Here is a 17457-nt window from a genome sequence, read left to right on the forward strand (position 1 = left end):
AAAATTGCGCTAGATTAAGCAGAAACCCAATCCATAAAACTTGTCCACATGTCGTATTTGCCCTAGTTGCGTATTAATGATTAAAATGGCCAGATGAGTTCAGGAATAAATACACCTACGCGAGTAAATCCTCAAAAAAATCCGATAGTTGTTGAAGATGTAATTCAAGCAATTACAGATCTAGATGCCAAAAAATTCCGTGATTATTTTTATAGAGCAAGAAGTTTATTTATCCTAAATGGTAATAATAAAGAGAGTGCCACAAAGATTCGTGAACAAATTCTGCAAACAATTTCTGAAGGTAAAGCCACTGAAGAAATAGCAAAGGCTTTTCGTTCATATTTTGCATTAACAGGAGTTGAACTAAAAGAAATCCCTTTGATAACTCAGCCAGACCAATATCCTGAAGGTATTCATTTCGTCAATGCTTCCACAGAAATAATTGGTCGTCCTCAACCTAGCAATATAGAAGATACCATTAATGCAACCATTACTCTTGGAAATGAAATGGCACAGCTATTATTTAGAAACTATATAAAAAGAGCCATGAATCTACATGGTGAAGAAAAAATAGCGACATTTGATATGTTAAGAAAGCATTTACATTCTTTTATACAAAATGCGGATAATGAAACGCTCAATTATGCGCTTGATTGTTTTCCTAACTCTAAGAGAACAACATTTATGAGAGATAACCCCCTAGAAATCAACGAAATTGAAGCACTAATAGCTAGACAGAACGGAATTATTTTTCACGACTCAGACAAAGACTTATTCAAAAGATTAATGAACCACGTTCGCCCTATAACTTTGAACGCATTAGTAGTTCTCTGCGAAGAAGCAACAGAAAAACTTGAAGGTTTAGTAAGGGGCTATGTGACGTCAGCACTTATTAGAAAAACACGATTGGTTGATGACGATTTACATAAAGATAAAGTAAATGAATTATTGGTCAATCTTATAGAGTCAGGCAACGATGAGGCGCTTGCAACTTATTATCACTCTTTTGGCTTTGAAGTTAATATAAATACAATAGACTTGCTTTTGGCAAAAGGTTTCGCACATACACTATTAGAAGTTCAAGAAGACAATAAACTGACAAAAGGCCAATTCGATATCTTATTTGGTTTAGCTACAGGTACTAACGAAACACCATGTTTAAATATTGACCAATGGAAAGCAGTCCTTGATGCTCATGTTAAGGAAGGTTTAGGTTTTGAATTAAGCGACAAACAATATGAGTTAATAAGAGATCTCAGACCTTCGTTAATTACATATATTGATGAGGCCGCGCACGCACCAGCTCGAACTCCACCAGCTCTAGGTTCCAGTGGCAATGCAGGGTTGCTCTTGCCATAATCGTAAAATAGACCGACAGTGAATTGCTTAGTCGATATGTCATATTCTCAGCACTTCTTTAGTTTTGACTATATAATTAACTATGGCAATACCAACAGTCATTGTAATCACTGAACTATCTTGCGTTTTTACAATACCGTTATAAGTAATCGCCAAAACAGTAAGAATTATAGTAACTTTTTCAATCATTTGAGCTTTCTGTATTGCCTGATATATATTCATATTTCATCATATGCCACTACTTTCATATGTTTATTTCTGTGATTAATCACAAATAAGGCTCTATAAATACCTTAAAACCAAATAGGTCAAGTTTCACTTGAATTTACACATATCTGATATATGATAATTATCTAGGATATTTAAAGGAATTAACATGGATGATGGTTCTACACAATCAAAAAGGAGATTGGCTGCTCAAGATTTCGGTAAAAATGCTGAAATAGTTGAACTTTGTGAGCGGATTAGAAATGTGGTCAACGAAGATGACTACAAGCGCATACACGATTTTTTGCAAAGTTATGTAAATGTTGCCATAGATCCAGAAACAGTTTCTGCAATAAAGCAGAAGACTGAATCTGTAAGAAGAGAACAATTAGAGCAACTCGAAAGTGATTTCCATAAAGGGTACCTAATGCTTGATCAAAGAAGCGGCATGGAATTGGGGGAACTTAAGAATATAACTAAAAACGTAGACGATACTCAAAAGTATTCGTTTGCAGATTTATATATCATCAGTCTGATTCAACATAAACTACGCATTGCTGGCGAGCCTGGCAATGAACCGACAGCACAAGAGATTTCTATAGCATTTGCGGCGACAAAAGAAAAAATAATGAGAGAACTAGAACGTTCACGATTAGTGATCTGTGAACTAATAGAAGAATTTGATCGTGATAATCAGCTTATTATCGACGAAGGTATGCAAAAACGTTACGATCAGTCGGTTCGATTTATCGATAAAATTGCTGAACTTGGTGATAGGCCAAAAGCCTCACTAACTAGTAGGTTTGGTCTAAATAAAGGTAGAAGTTCTGGCGATCAAGATGAAATGGTGAAGAGTTATTTCGACAGAGCTAAATGGCCGTCATTCGAAGTTAGTGCATATGATCACATCAATACCGCAACACAATATTATTTGCGTACCATATTTGGTGATAGGCCTTTAAGTGGTTTAACTATTGAAGAAGGTAAAAATCATTCCGTAGATAAATGGCAAGTATTCCATGAGATGACACCTACTGTTCCGCTTAGTGCAAAAGAATGGATTCGAAAATGTATTGACCAATGGTCAGTTGAACAGCTTGGGGTTCAAGGCTTGTGGGCACAACGGATGGAAGTAAAAGAAGCACAAGTCGCTAAAGACAAAGCTGCTTTTGTTTATTTAAGCCCAAGTGATATAGAAGCACCCACGCTAGATTGGTCAGAGGCTGGAGGGTTTAGCGAACGAGCGCCTATAAAAGCACGAAATGTGCCAGTAACAAGATATGAAGCTACAAAAGGCTTTATTAAACTCTCAGCTGATAGCCAAAGAATTTTAGATTTCATTACAGATCAGGCCAATGATATGAGATTAGAAATTGGAAGCAAACCCTTTATCTTGCCGATAGTGTTAGATGTTGTTCAGGGAGCAATGGAACCTTTAGGTGACAGTTTCTATTCGAAATATAAGAATGTAGATTATCTAGATGTACAGGGTGCGGGTGAAGCTGTAATGAAACTAGCTTTAAGGCGAGTGCACCCTGATGTAAAGAGGTCTCTCACTGGTGATCTGGGATTAACAGAAAGCCAAATCGCTGATGTGGAAGCAATTACATCTGCTTTATTTCAGTCACTTAAGTCGAATTCGATCACTTTATAAATAACTACTTTTTGATTTTTGAAGATGATATAAAAGTCACCAAAGACTCAGAACAAGCTTCAAAATGAAAGAGGTTTGCTAAACAAGCCTTAGGGATCGACCGCTATGAGTATCTGAAAAACCTGTACGAACAACAAACACAACTTCCGAAGAGGTATTAACGCATAGAATCTTTTCTAGTTCACTTTTAACCTTAACAACATCAAGAAGTTGACTCATAGGATGAACCGAATAATCACTACGACACAACAGAGACCAAGAACAAAACAAATATCTACCAGTATCAATAATATCTCTAGGATTTCCATATTTTTTCAATGTGAAAGCAACAAGTATTGTATCGTTAGTCAGAGTATTTAGCCGAGATTTTACCAAGATTTTAGCCAAACCCAAATATTTCAAAACAGAATGAATAGGACGAGAAAACAATATTTTTAAAAAACGAGCCTCAAAAAATTTAAGATCCAAAACGATAGAACTTAAGCCATCACGGGCAAGAAGTTTACGTTCAGCCCTTAACCAATAATTCAATTCAACACTACTATCGGTATCAGACATTTGAATTAAATCTGCTTTGTCTAAAAGATCAGCAATATCCTTGGAACACCTAATAATTTTGTGTTCGACATTGGATTCTACTTTCTGGTCATCAACATATGTCAAAATATCTGTGATGTCTTTAATGCTTTTTGTTATATTAGTAACAGCAAAAACTTTGCGATTAGTAGAACGATTAGACAAATCAGAACTAGTCAATGTCTTTGGGTATAATTTTGATGAAATTGAAATAGTACATGACGAAAATTTGCCAGCATTTGAATCAGTCTTTGAAATATTGTTTAAATCAGACTCTATATCTATATCTGTATCTGTATCAAAATATAGATCTATATCAAAACCTGATTCTCCACCAACCACAACAGCAATAGATTCAATGAACATTCCTAAGCATAAGTATAGATCTCTAAAAATCGGGTCAGTAACATGTAGAACACGACTAGAATCATAAGTAATAGTCAACTTATCGCCACCGAGTTTAACGAGCCAGGGTTGGGTATTATGTGGAGAAGGCGCACGGTGAATTAGCTCGCGATGCTTATCGTAAATTTCAGATATATTCAAAGTCATTTTGAGACAACCGCTTCATTATTAGTGGTCTCAATAGTATCAGCGATCTCTTTCGTGTTAGCAATCTTTTTAGTTTCAAGCTCTTTTGAGAAAAAAGCAAAATCCTGTAAAGGCCTACCACCCGCACGCAAATATGAAGCCGAAGAGCCAGGATTAGTAAGTTCGACAAAAGTGGAAAACAGTGTTTCATATCCTCCGGCTTTAAGATTTTTGAAAAGTTCACGATGAAGCAAAGTTTGAAAGCCAGAACCAGCAAAATCTGGGTCCGTCCCTTTTATGATCAAAATTGCACTTTTACGATATTTCTTTCTAGAAAAATAAAGTTTTAACTGGTTAAACATATTTAAATTTCCAGAGCACTTAATTATAAAATCTGAAATATCAGGAACAACCAAAACAAAAGCAACAGGTACTCCATCTTTTTCTAAAAATAATAGAAGTGACTCATCTATAAGATATTCGAGACCATCAGTTTGAAAAGCAAATTCTTGTTCATCAATATTTGTAAAATAGGGGAGGGTAGAAAAACTCTTATTTATGAGTGGTAACAAAACTTTACGTTGTTCATCAAATTCTTTTTTATCACCATAACGAATCGCCAGATTTTCGCTTACAAAGTTAGTATCATCAAAATTAAACAAACTCTCAGGGTCAAACCCATCATCTTGAATACCATCACATATCCAGGTTTGAGAATCATTCTCATGTAGGAAACCCCAATCATCTAAGGCTTTTACAAAAAATTCTGGTGTATAAGCACTATCAACGAAACCAGGAATATCAAAATTCGAGACGCTAGCTCCACCTTGCTGATTAGGTAGCAAAGATGCTGGACCAAAAATTTTAGAAGCTCCAGAAACTAAGGCTTGTTCTTCAATTAAATTAAAAAAAGCTTTAAAAACTTCGATGTCATCATTAAGAATAGTGCAACCAAAAAGAATAACTTTAGAACCTAACTTTTTGTTAAAAAGAATATTACTGTGCAAAGTGGTACGCCCAACAACCTTATTATCTTTCAAAAAAAGCCAAGCATTAATTTCACCATATTTACAACTCGGATGTTTGCCATTTAACATTGCTTTAATGACACTATCCAGAATAGGGACATCATAAGAATCATAGGGTGTCTCCCAGGAAAAATCGAGAAACTTTTTTATATCACTTTTAGTCTCAACACTTTTTGCGCTTACATTAATTTCCATAATCGATAACTCTTTTAAACTTTTGGTCCGTCAGACTCATCAACAAGTGGTGTGAAATTTTCTATATGTGAGAACTTTCGATCTTCAGCACGCCAAACGCCGTTTGAATAGCCTTTTTCGTCTGCATTATATATGCGAATAAAACCGCCATCAGCGAGTGATCCGCTTGCCATTAGCCATTTGATCAAGTTGTGGTGCGATTTACTTCGCGCAAATTTCAACAAAGAGTCTTTATCTTTAAAAGCCGCAATAGTACCAAGGGTAAAAGGAGGGAAATAAAAAGTTCTATGCCAACAGTAACCTTCTTCAACACGTAGATCTTTGATCATCAACTTATAGCGACGAGCCAGTCTTATCCACGACAATGGTGATTTATATTTCGTTGCTCCAACAAACATAGACTCACCATGAGCATATTTTGGGGCTATAGAAAAATCGCTAGTACGCATTTTCATCCTTCATATTTTTTCCTAAATAATTTAATCTAAATTTTAATCCACAAGGTATTTGTTTTTAAGTCCAGCTTTCATTTTTGAGAATACTCCCGTTTCAAAACGATGTACTCTAACTATAATTTCAAAACCGTTCGCATCTTCCTCAATGGCTTCAGCGATGTCGCGATTGATACTTGCCAAATAAGTCAACAGAGCTTGCGAGATTTGTTCTTCGAGTCCCTTTAGTATCTCGGGAGAAGATTCTGAACCTTTATTTAGCTCAATATGCAAAATCGGTTCCGATTCGAGTTTCTCATTTTCTTTTAACTCTAAACAAAAACGAGAAACATGTTTAGCTATCTCTGGGTCATTATATATACCATATTCAACATCTTGCGGATAAATATTCGCACCCATATAACTAATCGTGCTATCTGCACGTCCAAAGAAAAACATTAGTGGAATACGCAAAGGTTCTTTTTTGATGATGCGTGTCGCTTCTTTATATAGAGCCTTATCGTATTTCAAAATTTTTGTGATATCACGTAATGTAAAAAGTGTAACTTCATCGCCTAAGTTATAGCGCAATTTTGGCGCCAAAACATGCGAAGAATTAATTGTGCAAATCAATTCGTTTCTGTGATTTACTTCCAAAAAATTCTCTAGAGGATTATATTGAAAAATCATAGGTGTACGTGACTCATCACTCCCAAGAATCAATTTTCGCAATTCACTATTCTCTAACAAAATATTTCTTAACCATATAGTAAAAGAAGATTCCCCTGCAATACCTAAGGTTAAATCAGTAGCACCATATACAGAACGTACGCGTGAAATATTTTGTTCACAATATTGGCGTAAAGCTTCAGTTATACCTTCTCCACCGACCAAAGCATCGATATTGTATTTTGAAAAGTCAAAACCTCGAATATTAAATTCGTCAATCATCTGTTTTAAAAATGGGGGATAGCCCGTAATCAAATAATTAAAATCGGGACCAAAATGCTCTATCGTGTCATATATCTTGTCGATATCAGGACCGGTATTTTTTACCATACCAATACGAGCGGCAGCTTCACCAGTAATAGTCCCAGTCGCCCAAGCACCCATAGAAAAACCATTTATTGTAAAACGATTTTTAGCAGGTAATACTAAAGAAATATATCCAGCCATATTTTTGTGTATCTGTTCGAGTTCTTTATCTGAGCGCATCCAATTGTATGGGGTACCCGATGAGCCAGCAGATTCATCAATATGGGTTCCTTTATGCGAAAGTCTGCCAAATCTACAACGTTGAAGTGGAGTATATTTTTTGATATAAGTTTCTTTACTAGTTTCAGGAAAAGAACTTAGAGAAAAGATTTTCCAATCATAATTATTTTGTTTCAAATAATCTTTATATGCTGGTACTGTATATGAACTCCAGGCACATGCCAAATAAGCGTGAACTTTACCTACCGAACCCATCCATTCACTGTAGTGGCGGGCTGAAAATCTCCAAAGTGGGCTACTTAAACGTATTAGCTTATATATACCTGTCAAAGCCCAATTTGCTAGACCTAAATATAAGAATCGTATTGCGCGACTAAATAATCTCATCGTACTAGTCTCGTCTAAATAAAGAAAAAATTAACGTCATTATTGACGTTTTTATGAAGATTGATGGTTTTATCTATACTCAAATCAATATTAATGTATTAATAAAAATCCATCATTAATGATAATAGTTAAAAATCAATATGATTATAGCTATTTAGCTGATATAATGGCATTTCGTACGATATAGGAATATAGATAAATGCCTAAAGATAAGAGAAATATCATAATTGTTGGTGCTGGTGTTGCTGGATTAACTCAAGCTGTTGCTTTAATGAGGGAAAAACCAGATCTTAAAGTCACAGTTATATCACCAAAAGATGATGACAAAAACTTTAAGCATAGAGCTTCAACTGCGCTTATTGTCCCACAAGTATTCGAACAACTACAAGAACTACTCGACGATGACATATATCAAACTCTAATAGAAAATGATATTGAGCAATGTCAAAATTTATTTCTCGATTTTTTTGGCGTTGAAGCCTTACTCGATTTCAAGGATAAGAATAAATTTGTCGCATGTGATCCACAATTTAGAATAAATGATGCTCTCGAAGAACAAGCAATTAAATTAGGCATCGAATTTGTTGATGCTAGCGTTGATACAATAAGAACAGATGGAGAATATCGATCTGTAGGGTATACCCCAAACCAAACTGATGAAAGCAAAGGAGCTAATGGGAAAGTCTTTTCGCTAGATGCAGACTTAGTATTAATTGCTAATGGTATTAATTCGCAATTGTCAAACGACTTAGGAATGACTCCGACAAAAATAGATACACCTTTTGAATATAAGTGGATAACTTTTGATATGCCAGAGCAGCTATCAGAAGATTTAACCGTCCCATTTGTTGCGAGGGTAGGGAAATCGAAAGACGAACCTAGCGTTCAGATTGGCTGTTACCCAGGAGCTGACAAAAAACTTGTTGTGTATATTGCTGTCGATAAAGGCCGTAATATAAGTATTGATGATGCAATCCATGATCCACGGATACCTTCAAATATGAGAGATTTTTTACAAGAAAACGTTCCAGATACTCGACCCGAAATAAATAAAAATTGTGATGTCTCATTGAGATTAGAAAACTGGCCTGAAGGAGTTTTCCCTATTGGTGACACTATGGTGAGTTTAAATCCAAGAACTGGTGATGGGATCAGGCTTGCTATGTTAAATGCCTGTGGTATAGCTAAAGTAATTATGCTGGAAGGTGGCGTAGCAACGATTCCTGAGCAAAGTATAAATAGGATAAAGTTTCTTGCAGCAAATATGGCTTTGACTAGTACTAATTCCCCTTTTGCCGTTGCTTGGCCAAGTCAAGATGAACTAGGTTTCGCAGCGTCCTTGGGAGATAATCCGCAAGCTAGGGGAGTTCTCTTATCTGCTTTTATGACAACTGGTGTTGATGTAGATGGTATTAATGACAATTATGATAGTGGTGAACTGCAAGCAACTCTACAACCACTTATTGATACAGCGAGCCATGCATCGGGTGATCCAGAGGCTAGTGCAAAACTAAATGTGTTACTAGCCAGAGTATTTAAGGATTTTAATTTTGGGTTAACTACAGATCCTATTAAAGCGCAGTTAGGAATTTATTAGCACGCTTAATAACAGCATTAGATTTATGGCTCTGTTGGATTTTTAATAAAACTCTCATTTCATCATTAGAAAAACTTCCATCTTGTGTAAATTGAAACAAGGTTATCATAGTATTTGCAGAAACAATCCAATCAACATCTTTGGTAGAGATCAAAGCTTTAAGCCATGTTATTGCTTCGAGTTTTTGTTTTTTTGTGAGTTTAACTTGGCGAAAAATCTGTGCCATGTGCCATTGTATTGATGCCTGGGTGCAGACAGTTAGTTCACCTAAAAATCTTTTTATATACGGTTGAAACCAGTCGGGATTAATGCGGCAAATCTTTTCAAGTGCATCTGCTGCGCGCATTCTCAACCAAGGATCTTTTTCGAATAGGCAATTATAAAGCTCATCTAATCTTGCTTTATTAGCCAATACAATTTCTATAACGTCATTAACTCGACCAAGCGAATTTGACTTACCCCCAACAATTAATATTTCTTTGAAGTTCTCATTCATATATAGATACTACTAAATAGGCGTAAATGTTGTTATCTTACTTACAAACGTAATGCTTATATCGAATACAAAACTTATAAATATAAACTTTGTTTTAGTAAGTCAAGATTAATGACGAAATATGCTTATGAAGTCTAGATTCATAATTTTATTAGTACCAATATTATTAGCTATTGGTGCCTATGTAAGAGTTGACATTGCATCAGGGCTTCTTGTCGCAGTCGAAGCGCCTGTTTTTATTGGTGCTTTTGCCATTACTCTTCTATCTGTTTTAGGTCTGATTATATTAAGAAAAACTTTACCAACTTCAATATTGTTTGTATATTCGACAATCTTCGTATTCCTATGCTTTATAGCATCAGACTCTAGAGGTAATAAGGAAGTAAATTTTTTCTATACTGATCATAGTACTAAAGATGGTCAAACATATTTGCTTGGTCGTTGAGTCTAATAACATTTTTTCTTAGAGTTGCATTTGTGGTGACAATAGCAGCTTATTGTATTGTTATATTATTTCGGAAAGAAAAAAATCAGGAAACACTGGCAGACTAGGTATTAGTTCCAAAATACAATTATCAAACGATCTTAAAAACTAAATCATAATAATCTCATGTATTGTGATCTCGTTTGGATTATTAAAATACAAGCGTTATGACTATTTTGTTAAATATGAAGAATTTATGTAACTCAATATCTCAAATAAAAGTTTAAACACTGTTCGACCTCATCGCCCTTAGATGAGTCAAGTTTTCATCGCCAGCTAACTTTTTATATTCTTTTGATTCAACGGGATAGATTGCAATCTTTCCTTCGCTATCACTATGAACACCCCAGCCATAACGCTTTGTCAGTGGTGAGGCCCTAAAACATGCTTGACCTTTACTAAAAAAGTCTTTTCTACTTATACCCTTTCTTTTTCCACCGACATTATAGAGAACATCATCAGAAGTATATTTATAATCATTGTCTATGAGCATTTCGTATGTGATTTGTGCCACCGTCTTTGGGTCTTTCACAGGTGGCTCTTGACCAATTTCAGCAGGACAATCTTGTGCTACTTCTATAAAAGTATCAAAATAGTTAGTGCTATGCATTTTGCTATTATAACAAACTGGACTTTAACAAATGCTTTATCATGTTTGCGCCTATATGGCATACTCAATTAGAATCAATCTTCATGAAAACAATATCACCAGTAGGTAAACAAGTTGTAAAAGCAGCGATTGCAGCCATTATACATAATGGATTTATTCTTGGTAGCCAAGTAGCTAAAAATTCATTAAGCAAGATTATTAATGATACGTTAATGCAAGCAGATGAAGAAAACCCGGCTATATATACCGATGAGGAACGCAAAGCAATATTAGCAGAGATAAGAAGTCATTTTCTTGAAATCGTTAAAAGCGGAGAATACGAACTAGTGCAATCCGTATACTACGCAATTAAAGTCGGTATGGGTGAAGACTTTATGAAAGATCATCCTCTAACTCAACCAGAGATCGTAGTAATAATTGAAAAAGGGTTTGTAGATACTATAGGAAATGCAGTTCTATATGGTGCAATTTCTAATAATCTCACTCCTGAAATCATAGATCTATGTATAAGCGCTATTGAGAATCGAAAAGATAAATATCCTAACCCACAAGCTGATGCAAATATAATTTTTGGTGGTCTCATGAGCCATGTGAGACCTATCTCTTTTGAACAACTCGTCGGTTATTACAAAAAGGCTGTAAAAAAAATCACTGGACCAGAAATAAGAAATATTCCAGGTATAATAATTGACGATATTACATTGCTTGATGAATATGATCGTGATCCAAAACTTGAAGCTGAGCTTTTGGGCAATCTTTTTTGGAAATCAGATGATATTGCACTTAGTAAATATGTTAAACGTTTTAACACGAAACTTGCTAGCGATACCTTAGATACTTTATTATTATTTGGTTTTCCAAAGACGCTCACAGCATTCGCAGGGAAGGAAGCTAAGTTAGATAATGATCAGCTAAATGCGCTAATCGGTTTAGCTTCTGGTGAATCCGAAATTGATAATGTACTCCAAATTGACTGGCAACATGCTCTTGAAGCATACATAGAAAGTGGTCTGGGATTCAATTTAGACGAGCAACAAAAAGCTCGAATTAATGCGATTGATAGCAATTTGATACCGCAGTATTACTCAAATACATCAACTCCAAAGCAATCGATAACGTCAGCACCAACGCTGTAACTATTAGCTTGATAAATATAATCTGATATAATTCTCGTCCATAAGAGCATTTGCGCCTATTGTTCGGACTTGACCATATTGTATATATGGCTACAACATGCCCAAACACTCCAAGCCGACTAGAAAGAGTTAGTGCTGAAATAGTAATTAAAGCAATAAATGCTAATGATATAGAAAATCTAAAACGATATTTTGAAGTAGTTAGGGAATTATTTTCTCTTAATGGATTACACAAAGCACAAGCCAAAAGAATACGTGTACAAGTGTTGAACACAATTTCAAATGGCGATGTTTCAGAAGACATGACCAAGTTTCTTCGTGGATACTTTGAATTTACTGGTGTTCAACTTTGTGAAATCCCTGCTGTGGTTAAATTAGAAAAATATGGAGATCAATTTTCTCTCATCACAGCAAAAACATCATTGGCTGGAGATCTTGAGCCAAGCGAGATAAAAGATATTATTAAAGCAACTCTAAATGATGATAACAAAGGATCACAATCATTATTTCGAAATTTTATATGCGAATCTCTTCGTTTATCATTTTCTGGGCGGCAAAAAATGATAAACGATATCAGGAAACACCTAGCAAGCATTGTGCGTAAGGCAGATGCCCAAACTATATCACTAGTATTTTCAGAAATTAAAAACACTATGGGTGAAAAATACTTTCAAGATAATCCTTTAAAGCTTACTGAAATCGAAGCTCTCCTGAAAAGTAAGTCAATAGGTATATTGCGTGAAGCTATTGCTAACAATACAATTTCCGATGATCTTAATCCTCGAGTTATAGCTGTATGTATAGAAGCTGTAGATCAATTAGATTGTAATGGCCGCAAATCTTATTCAGCTTCAAATGCCTTATTCGGTGGTCTCTTAATGGGCCATATTAGACCGGTTTCATATGAAGAATTACTAGCTTACTATGAGCTAGCAGGTACGATTTCATACCAGCGTATAGCTAATAAAGTGAAAATTAATATTCTTGAAACTTTAACATTAAATAGCGATAGAATGTCTATAACGAAAGGTAAAAATATGAAAACAATGACTTGTGAACAACTTGGCGGAGCTTGTGACTTAAAATTTAGCGCAGAAACATTCAAGGATATTTCTGATCAAAGTAGAGCTCACGGTATGGAAATGTTTCAAAAACAAGACGAAGATCATAAAGGTGCAATGGGCAAGATGACTGAACTTATGCAAACTCCTGGTGCTATGCAAACTTGGATGGCAGATAAAGAAAAAGAATTCGATGCAGTCCCACAAGACTAATGTTGTTTAACTTACTAGTGCGCTTAAATTGATATTGATTCTGAAAACCTACATCTATAAAAGTTTTTACTTATATAGCCGTCACGAATTATAAAAATAATAGCGCATAAGAATATTTTTTGTAAAAAAATTTAAATAATTATTTCAAACGTCTCAAAAAGATAACGTTATCTTCGAGCATCACACGGTGTCCGTTTGGACTCATAGCTTCACGTTTACATTTTTCTAATTTGATTGTTTTCCATTTATCTTGATCTAATTTAAGTGAATCATACGTTTCTTTCACACTAGGGAAAGGGCTATGGTGATGTTGAGACCATGGCGGAGGTCCTGCATGATCAACAATTAATAAATGGCCATCTATTCCTACAGCTAATAAAGCCTTTTTAAGTACAGCAGTTTTATCGAACTCGATAGGAGAGTGCAGATAGTGCACCGAAACAAGTCCGAAAGTGCCATTTGGAAAACTTTGAGATAAGTCATGTTGTGCAAAAGAGATTTTGTTATAGACAGGGCTGTTATTCGCCGCTTTTATTGCTCGATTAATTGCTATTTTTGAAATATCAGTAGCAGTTACTTGCCAACCTATTTTAGCTAGCCAGATAGCATCGCCACCTTCACCACAACCAAGTTCAAGAGCATTGGTAGGTTCTAATTCGTGTACATAACGCCTTAAAGTAATATTTGCATTGCCACTCCACATCTGCTTGCTAGAAGAATATTGATCATCCCAGAACTTTCTCTGTGTTATGTCGTCTTCAGGGGATTGTTTATTGCGCATAGTTACCTATATTATTGCATATCTTTAACAGAAAATGAAACTTAATTATTTATTATCACTATAGATATTTGTAGTAAGTAGATAATTGAGTAAGAAACTTAAAGGACAGCATTTAGGGTAGGTCATTATTGTGTGACCTACCCTAAATTAATGCATATATAAGTAAATTAATTAATTTATTATACTTTCCTTCCTGATACCAACTTAACTAGGAACAAAAGCACAATTGCGCCAAGTACCGCTACTGCGAAACTAGAAAGATTAAATTCAAATGTTTTTTCTCCCCCAAGTACGTGCATTAGAAAGCCACCTATTGCGGCTCCTATAATTCCTACAATAATGTTAAGGAAAATTCCTTGTTCCTTGTTCGTATCCATAACCATAGAGGCTACCCATCCTGCGAGTCCTCCAAATACTAGCCATGCAATAATTCCCATTTTTTCTCCTTTGTTTTGTTTTATTATTTAGATTTTTTTTCTAAAAGACGATTGAAATCAATCAAATATTCGTCGTTTAGTTTTTTTGCTTCTGCATCGCTCAGTACCTTTTTGGATATTTTGAAAAATTCTTTTTCTTCTTCATTCATATGATGATGAACTTCTTTAGACAACTCCTTAACGTTTTCTAAAAATGCCTCACCTTTAGGATCAAGTTTTTTGATTTTCTCGATTAATTCTTCTGCATCACTATGCTCTCCTGCGCCATGGCGAGCTTTGCTTAGAGCCTCATCGTGCATATATGCTGGTGCATATAAAAAACGTTCTTCCGCTCCAGAGTGTGCTGCTAATTCATCTGCAAAATCTTTGAAAGCTTTATTGCGAACATCAGGGTCCAGCTTTATAGATGTCATCTCTCGCATAAGGGATCGTAGTTCATTGTGATGTTCAAGTATTGAATCATATATTACTGGCATTGTTTCTCCTTAATTTATTGTCTTGATTTTTGGTATATCTAAAAAAGAAAAATCTAGCTATAAAAGCAAATATAATAAAGTAAGGTCCAAATCCATATTTTTTTAATAATCTATAAAAAATAATCATTTTTCCCCTTATCTATAAATGGTTTTTTGAGCGGTTCCCTTGATTCTTTTATTATCGTACAATTAATATTCATGATTTTCTGTAAAAAAAGTTACAATACTATGGAAAATCTAAATTTAAAAAGGGATATACGTGAATAATGGGAAAATAATCTGCTAAAAAAGCTGTTCATTTAGCTGATCACGTAAACAACAATATCCGCAGTTGAAGTTGGTAGACCCTCTGGCGTTTCTCCAACTTGACCCTTGAGTGTTGTAGCAATTTCGCTTGCTAATTCTTTGCTGGTTTCATTATTAACAACAATAATTGTTTTGCTAATTGCTACATCAGATGAGATTTGCTTGGTAGTTACTTTGCCAGAATAATCAGTATTTAATCGTGCTGTTGTTTTGTCTGAGTTATTGTTGCGCGCAATTATGTCGACGCTAACGCCATTTGATAGGGGAGGAACAGCACTTGTAGGTGTAGTTGTAGATGAAGTGTCAGATGTTTTAGTTTCTTTATTACTAATACTAATAGGCCCAACATTTACTAACTTATTAGTACTAGGGCGATAAATTATTGCTTGTTGCGCTGAAGTGTAAATAAGAATTTTATCTCCTATTTCTGCATCAGAAAAAAACTCTTGACCGGCGAACTCTTTCGTGCTTTCAACTGTAATTAATGTCGCTTTTCCTTTTGGAAGATCGTATATTCTAGAGGCTTGCTCAGTTACTTCTTTTAGTTCTTTATTAGGGTTGATATTGCTATCTTTTACGCTTTTATATTGTAGAAAGAAAAATACGGAAATACCTATTAGTATTAAAAGTATAATTATATATATAAATTTATTTTTATTCATTCGAGGCATAATATTCTCTGTCATTAGAAATTCAATACAAATGGTGCTGCTACACCAACAACCATGGCTACGAGCATAAGAACAACAAACACTAGTATTATTTTATCTCTTTTTTTCTGTTGTGAACTGCTCATAGTTTTTCGATAGCCTTATTGTCTAAATCGTTATTATATTCATTAATTTGGTTTTATTAATATGTAGATTATAGTATTTGTCACAATATATTTCTAATTTCTCAATTGGGTAATAGGTGTTATGGCTTAAATTTTTGTAGGTTCAAACCTGCACAGATTTTGAATATTAGTTTGCCAGACTTAAGTCAAATCTTGATTCGACGCCACTAATCACATCCAACTTAATCGGCTGTCCTAGTTCTACTAATTCGCTAGATAGTTCACCACATACTTTTTCCAATTCATCTAGCGGCAGACTAGATACAGCCTCAATTTCCAAAATAGTAACACTGCGTCCATTAGAGATTTCGCTATTAAGCCTATAATTCAGACACCATAATTTTGTTTGCATTATACGCCCTACGCGATCTTGTAATTCAGATATACTTAATTGGTTTGCGACAACATTATTATCTTCAGAATAAAACTCACCTAGAATCGGTTGGCCACTTGTTAGCACATGCTCATTTACTCTTTCTGGGCTGACAACCGCTGCAACTTTGAGATCACCAATAACAACAATGCCTAATTTTAGTAAATCGCATGTTAATAATACCGGCCACAATGCTTCAGCTTTGACGGTACTAAGTGTTTTATCCGGATAAAGCTCAAGCGCACGTTCCATATTGCCGAAAATACATATGGCATGTTCGTCTCCTATACCTCTAGAACTTGTTTGATCTGAGCAATAAGCTCTGATTCCAATTTTAGTAAGATCGAGTTCGAGCGCAAGGATTTCTTGTGAATTTACAGTGGGACCTTTGTCTTGTTCAGTTGAATAAGCTATATATATTGTTAAATCCTTGAACTTCTCTGGTATTTTTAATCCTCCAGGTGTATTGGCTCGTTTTATTAAATATCTCAAAAAATCTTGATACTTGGCATTTGGGTAGTTTGGAATGTATGGAGGAGGGGGAATATCTGGCATTTTTATGTCCTAAATTATGAAATCTATGTAAAAGATTTAGCTGATCAGTGTAATCTTTTTCATCGGTCTTAAAATTAATATATAGCAACTGGAGCAATTAAAGGTTTTTCTGTAGTGGGTTTGATACTCTGTGAGAGAACAGCTTCCTTTGGGAAACCTAAGTCTTGTAGTTGTTGAATTAGTTTTCCATCTTCCCCAATTAATTCTGCTACAGTAGCTTTTAGAGTATCTGAAAGTACCCCACCAGGAACTGAGGCTCTTGGTTCAATACTAGTTTTACCATTATCTACCAAGATAACAAGCTCTTCGCCTAGCTTGTTTAATACTAGGAATACTCGGGTGCAATCCAACGCTCTTACTATTTGTAAATCGTCAATTCTATTTATATTCGAATCAGGGTTTTCTTGAGCAGAAAGTAGTTCATCTTGGATCATTTTTACATGATCATCTGTTTCACCATCAATAAAAATAATATATTCAGGACCATCAGAAATAGGATTTCTCAATTTCATTT

The 17457-nt window shown here is 34.9% G+C and carries 20 protein-coding genes; 6 read left to right on the forward strand and 14 right to left on the reverse strand.

The genetic code is table 11. The features are described 5' to 3' along the window. The first annotated feature begins 93 nt into the window (after positions 1-93). Positions 94-1359, forward strand: a complete 1266-nt coding sequence (locus KBF89_05040; protein ID MBP9115692.1) for a hypothetical protein — start codon at positions 94-96, stop codon at positions 1357-1359. A gap of 39 nt (positions 1360-1398) precedes the next feature. Here the strand turns inward: KBF89_05040 and KBF89_05045 are convergent, their stop codons facing one another. Next, entirely contained in the window at positions 1399-1581 is a 183-nt protein-coding gene (locus KBF89_05045; protein ID MBP9115693.1) for a hypothetical protein, read from the reverse strand. Between the two features lie 154 nt (positions 1582-1735). Between KBF89_05045 and KBF89_05050 the strand changes: the two genes are divergently transcribed. After that, a complete protein-coding gene (locus KBF89_05050) occupies positions 1736-3220 on the forward strand; it encodes a hypothetical protein (protein ID MBP9115694.1) in 1485 nt (494 codons plus the stop codon). A gap of 78 nt (positions 3221-3298) precedes the next feature. Here the strand turns inward: KBF89_05050 and KBF89_05055 are convergent, their stop codons facing one another. From KBF89_05055 to KBF89_05070, 4 genes are read right to left on the reverse strand one after another with little or no spacing between them, the layout of a single operon-like run. Beyond that, the gene (locus KBF89_05055; protein MBP9115695.1) at positions 3299-4348 is read right to left on the reverse strand and encodes a hypothetical protein; all 1050 of its coding nucleotides are present in this window, start codon (positions 4346-4348) and stop codon (positions 3299-3301) included. Continuing rightward, positions 4345-5550 carry a hypothetical protein gene (locus tag KBF89_05060; GenBank protein ID MBP9115696.1) on the reverse strand — a complete coding sequence of 402 codons (1206 nt, stop codon included), beginning with the start codon at positions 5548-5550 and terminating at the stop codon, positions 4345-4347. Before KBF89_05060 ends, KBF89_05055 begins: the two co-directional genes overlap by 4 nt. Before the next feature lie 14 nt (positions 5551-5564). Beyond that, a complete protein-coding gene (locus tag KBF89_05065) occupies positions 5565-5999 on the reverse strand; it encodes a DUF4188 domain-containing protein (protein ID MBP9115697.1) in 435 nt (144 codons plus the stop codon). Between the two features lie 42 nt (positions 6000-6041). Next, positions 6042-7583: a phenylacetate--CoA ligase family protein gene (locus KBF89_05070; GenBank protein MBP9115698.1), complete on the reverse strand. Its 1542-nt coding sequence runs from the start codon at positions 7581-7583 to the stop codon at positions 6042-6044. Between the two features lie 199 nt (positions 7584-7782). Here KBF89_05070 and KBF89_05075 point away from each other — a divergent pair, with 199 nt between their 5' ends. Beyond that, positions 7783-9180, forward strand: a complete 1398-nt coding sequence (locus tag KBF89_05075) for an FAD-dependent monooxygenase (GenBank protein ID MBP9115699.1) — start codon at positions 7783-7785, stop codon at positions 9178-9180. Here the strand turns inward: KBF89_05075 and KBF89_05080 are convergent. Continuing rightward, positions 9155-9676, reverse strand: coding sequence for a hypothetical protein (locus tag KBF89_05080; protein ID MBP9115700.1), 522 nt, complete (start codon positions 9674-9676; stop codon positions 9155-9157). The two genes, KBF89_05075 and KBF89_05080, sit on opposite strands and share 26 nt — an antisense overlap. A gap of 121 nt (positions 9677-9797) precedes the next feature. On the opposite strand from KBF89_05080, the gene KBF89_05085 reads away from it, so the two are divergent. Beyond that, positions 9798-10121 carry a hypothetical protein gene (locus KBF89_05085; GenBank protein ID MBP9115701.1) on the forward strand — a complete coding sequence of 108 codons (324 nt, stop codon included), beginning with the start codon at positions 9798-9800 and terminating at the stop codon, positions 10119-10121. A gap of 262 nt (positions 10122-10383) precedes the next feature. Here the strand turns inward: KBF89_05085 and KBF89_05090 are convergent, their stop codons facing one another. Beyond that, complete coding sequence (locus tag KBF89_05090; protein MBP9115702.1) at positions 10384-10770, reverse strand: hypothetical protein; 387 nt, start codon at positions 10768-10770, stop codon at positions 10384-10386. A gap of 83 nt (positions 10771-10853) precedes the next feature. On the opposite strand from KBF89_05090, the gene KBF89_05095 reads away from it, so the two are divergent. Next, on the forward strand, positions 10854-11906 hold the full coding sequence (locus KBF89_05095; protein MBP9115703.1) for a hypothetical protein: 1053 nt from the start codon (positions 10854-10856) through the stop codon (positions 11904-11906). Between the two features lie 1037 nt (positions 11907-12943). Continuing rightward, complete coding sequence (locus KBF89_05100) at positions 12944-13180, forward strand: DUF1059 domain-containing protein (protein ID MBP9115704.1); 237 nt, start codon at positions 12944-12946, stop codon at positions 13178-13180. Between the two features lie 139 nt (positions 13181-13319). Here the strand turns inward: KBF89_05100 and KBF89_05105 are convergent, their stop codons facing one another. The 7 genes from KBF89_05105 to KBF89_05135 all read right to left on the reverse strand — a co-directional run. After that, a complete protein-coding gene (locus tag KBF89_05105; protein MBP9115705.1) occupies positions 13320-13961 on the reverse strand; it encodes a class I SAM-dependent methyltransferase in 642 nt (213 codons plus the stop codon). 179 nt (positions 13962-14140) lie between these two features. Beyond that, the gene (locus KBF89_05110) at positions 14141-14398 is read right to left on the reverse strand and encodes a GlsB/YeaQ/YmgE family stress response membrane protein (GenBank protein ID MBP9115706.1); all 258 of its coding nucleotides are present in this window, start codon (positions 14396-14398) and stop codon (positions 14141-14143) included. 23 nt (positions 14399-14421) lie between these two features. Continuing rightward, complete coding sequence (locus KBF89_05115; protein MBP9115707.1) at positions 14422-14874, reverse strand: hemerythrin domain-containing protein; 453 nt, start codon at positions 14872-14874, stop codon at positions 14422-14424. Positions 14875-15173: 299 nt separating this feature from the next. Beyond that, entirely contained in the window at positions 15174-15866 is a 693-nt protein-coding gene (locus tag KBF89_05120; protein ID MBP9115708.1) for a hypothetical protein, read from the reverse strand. Beyond that, on the reverse strand, positions 15866-15976 hold the full coding sequence (locus KBF89_05125) for a DUF4044 domain-containing protein (protein ID MBP9115709.1): 111 nt from the start codon (positions 15974-15976) through the stop codon (positions 15866-15868). The genes KBF89_05120 and KBF89_05125 overlap by 1 nt, the downstream gene beginning before the upstream one ends. Before the next feature lie 166 nt (positions 15977-16142). Continuing rightward, positions 16143-16943 carry a hypothetical protein gene (locus KBF89_05130; protein MBP9115710.1) on the reverse strand — a complete coding sequence of 267 codons (801 nt, stop codon included), beginning with the start codon at positions 16941-16943 and terminating at the stop codon, positions 16143-16145. A 74-nt stretch (positions 16944-17017) separates the two neighbouring features. Beyond that, the coding region (locus tag KBF89_05135; GenBank protein MBP9115711.1) for a hypothetical protein at positions 17018-17457 on the reverse strand (440 nt) is incomplete at its 5' end.

Source organism: Acidimicrobiia bacterium, from assembly GCA_018057765.1.
GTDB lineage: Bacteria > Actinomycetota > Acidimicrobiia > IMCC26256 > JAGPDB01 > JAGPDB01.